The 3326-nt window shown below is 67.7% G+C and carries 2 protein-coding genes; both read left to right on the top strand.

The window, feature by feature from the left end; genetic code table 11:
• The first annotated feature begins 78 nt into the window (after nt 1-78).
• Nucleotides 79-921 carry an N-acetylmuramoyl-L-alanine amidase gene (locus QZV72_RS05955; RefSeq protein ID WP_297006262.1) on the top strand — a complete coding sequence of 281 codons (843 nt, stop codon included), beginning with the start codon at nt 79-81 and terminating at the stop codon, nt 919-921.
• Between the two features lie 960 nt (nt 922-1881).
• A partial coding sequence (locus tag QZV72_RS05950) for a CoA transferase (protein WP_297006260.1) occupies nt 1882-3326 on the top strand: 1445 nt, incomplete at its 3' end.

Here is a 3326-nt window from a genome sequence, read left to right as displayed (position 1 = left end):
CCGGCAACACCGGCAACGCTGGCAACACCTGCAACACCGCCAACACTGGACACTTCAGCCACACGTATTCTTGGTTTCATGACGTTCTCGAAAATCACGGCAGTCACTCTCGCCACGCTGGTTGCGGCGGTGTCTGTACCTGTCACGGTGCCTGCCGCGGTGCCGGCCGCTGCGGCGGACCTTCCAGGCTCCTCCGGACCTTCCGGCTCCCCGGGCTCCTCCGCACCCTGCACCGTCGCCCTGGACCCGGGGCACAACGGGGCGGTGACAAACACCTTCGACCCGGAAACGGGCGTCCTCATGGCCGACTACCCCAACGGTCGGGAGGACGCGGACGCCCTCGACATCGCCCGCGCTGTCCAGAACCGCATCGACGCGGCGGGGTTCCGGGCCGTTCTGCTCAAGGAGTCCACCGCGGACAACGTCACCTACCGCGAACGGGTCGACCGTGCGGCGGCGGAAGGCGCGGTCATGGGTGTGTCGATCCACACCACACCCGGGGCGGGCGGCTCAGAGGTGTACCCCCAGCGGGTCGGTGGTTCGCGGACCGGGGAGGGCGCCGACGGCAGCTCCCGCACGGTGACCTTCGGGGACGCCGCCACCGCGGCGGTATCCCAACGGTTCTCCACTCTGATGGCAGGAGCCCGGTCCGTTGCGGAACTGCGCGCTGTGCCGGTGGGCGGTCTCAGCTTCGACGGGCGGCCGGGACTGTGGGGTGGAGATCTTCCGGTGATCTCACTGATCGCCGACACCCCGTGGGTCTACAACGAGTTCGGCAGCGCGACCGGCGGTGGGGCGCACGGCGTCACAGCGGCGGAGAAGTCCCGCTACATCAACGGACTCTCCGCCGGTATCCTCGCCGGACTGGCCACCTCACCGCAGTGCTCCGCGGTGGGTTCGACGGGCTCATCGGGCATCTGATCCGGTAGCACGCGCTCAGGCGGAAGTTCATCCTGCAGCGCATCATCTCCTCCTGTCGCCTTGGACGGCTGAGGCGACAGGAGCAGATGCCGCCGGGTCGGAGCAGCTTCCACAGTGGCTTCGCTGGGCGCAGGACGGACGCACGGGGCCGACACATCGGTGCACGCACGGAATCGACACATGAGTGAACGACGTGGCCAACACAACAGCCGGAGACAACCCCGTCCGGCACAGTGATCGTGCCCGTGTTCACCATGATCGACAGGAACACACCAGGGACGACGCATCCGACGGTGAGGCCCGCACCCACCTTCCCCACCGAGTTGCGCAGCACACAGTGGGTAGGTCACCGCGGAGCTGGTCGTGGTGACCGCGACGGCCGTTCTTCCGGCGAGCTTCCCCCGAGCTTCCCCCGAGCTTCACCATGGTCTGCCCCGTCGACAGCTGGATGTACTTCCCGGGGAGCGGGCCGACGATGATCTTCGGTGGGCTGTCGTCAGCGGCGGTGCTGCTCTTGTCCGTCATGGGAGGACCGGGTACGGAGCACGCGTTCTCCGGACGTGTCCGCCAGGTTCCTCGGGGACAGATGTCTCAGGTAGGACACGCATGTTGACCGGTAGCGTTTCGAAGGCGGTCACGCTGATCGGGTCGCATCGCTCGTTATCTCCTACCCGGGGGTGGAGCGCCATCGAGGGGTCCCGCCGAAAGCCATCGGCATGATGCCGGACGCTGTCGCACCGCTGACCTGGGTACCGGTGGAGATATGGCCGGAGGTCGCCGGGGTCAGGCCGGACCTGCCGATGGGCCTGCCAATAATTGGCAGGTCGGCATGCTGCGTTCCACACTCCGAGGCCGTCATTATTTGCGTCGCTGAAATCACCTGTCGTTCCTAGGCTCGATCCCATCGGGAGGTCACGGACATGCCGTGGCCCAACTCCCGGGAAAGGAACCAGTGCACAGATGACAGACCAGCACGACCTCCCGCTCTCCGGCGTCCGGATTCTCGACGCCGCCGAGGACGGATTCCAGATGGTCGGCCGCTACGTCGCAGACCTCGGAGCGGACGTCCTCCGCCTCGAACCGCCCGAAGGCTCCGCGGACCGCCGCAGCGGGGTCACCGACCACGGCGTGAGCATCACCTTTGAACTCGCCAACGCCAACAAGCGTTCTGTCGCCGTCGACCCCGACCACCCCTCGGCACAGCAGCAGATCGACGACCTCCTCGACGGGGCGGACATAGTCCTCGTCTCCCGGCCCTCGGTCTTCGCCCCCTACCTCGACCCCGAGCGGATCGCCGCGACCCACCCCGCTGTCGTCGTCACCGTCCTCACCGACTTCGGCGAGGAGAGCTCCAGGAGGGACTGGGCCTCCACCCCGGCGGTCCAGTTCGCACTGTCGAGCATCCTCTCCCGCTCCGGTCTCCCTGACCGTGACGAACCGTTGCTGCCCCCGTCGTTCCTCGTCGCCGGCGCCATCGCCCCGCAGGCCGTGTGGCAGGCGGTCACCGCCCACTACAATGCCCGCCGCACCGGCACCGGCGACATCATCGACTTCTCCGCCCTCGATGCCCTGGTCCACATCTTCGACCCGCCGCTGGGGATGCAGGGGTCCGGGCGGACCGGCATCGACCCGTTCGACGTCCCCCGTGGCCGTCCCGACGCCCGGGGACTGTATCCTATTTTCTCCACCGCCGACGGGATCGTGCGGATCTGCGTCCTCTCCCCGCGGCAGTGGCGGAACATGCTCACCTGGATGGGTGACCCGCCCGAGTTCAGTACTCCGGAGTTCGACAATCCCTTCCACCGGCTGCAGCACCGGGACGAGATCTTCGCCCACTACCGCCGGCATTTCGCCGCACTCACCACGGAGGAGGCGGTCCGTCAGGGGGAGGAGCTCCGTGTCCCCGTCACCTCCATCGACGAGCTAGGCGAGGTCGTCAACCAACCCGCCTTCCGTGTCAACGGGAGCTTCACCGATCTCATGCTCTCCGATGGTCGGACCGCCACCGTACCGGCCGGGGTGTTCAGCATCGACGGTGCCCGTGCCGGACTGCGTACTCCGGCACCCGTCGTCGGCGATGCCACCGGGTGGCTCGGACACCGGGGCACCGGTCCTGTCACCCCCGGCCACGCCGGCGGCTGGGTCTCCGGTGTCAACGCACATCCCGACCGCCCCTTCGAGGGTCTGCGGGTCCTCGATTTCGGGGTCATCGTCATGGGGGCGGAGACCGGACGCCTCTTCGCCGACTACGGGGCGGACGTCATCAAGGTCGAGTCCACCAGCTTCCCGGACGGTTGCCGCCAGATGGCGCCGGGTACGGAGATGTCCGAGAGTTTCGCCTGGGGCCACCGAAACAAGCGCTCCCTCGGTCTCGACCTCACCTCCGACGAAGGCAAGTCCGTGCT

It is taken from the genome of uncultured Corynebacterium sp. (assembly GCF_902782855.1).
Lineage (GTDB): Bacteria > Actinomycetota > Actinomycetes > Mycobacteriales > Mycobacteriaceae > Corynebacterium.
Note: the sequence above shows the minus strand (reverse complement) of the source record. Positions and strands in the feature narration are given on the sequence as shown.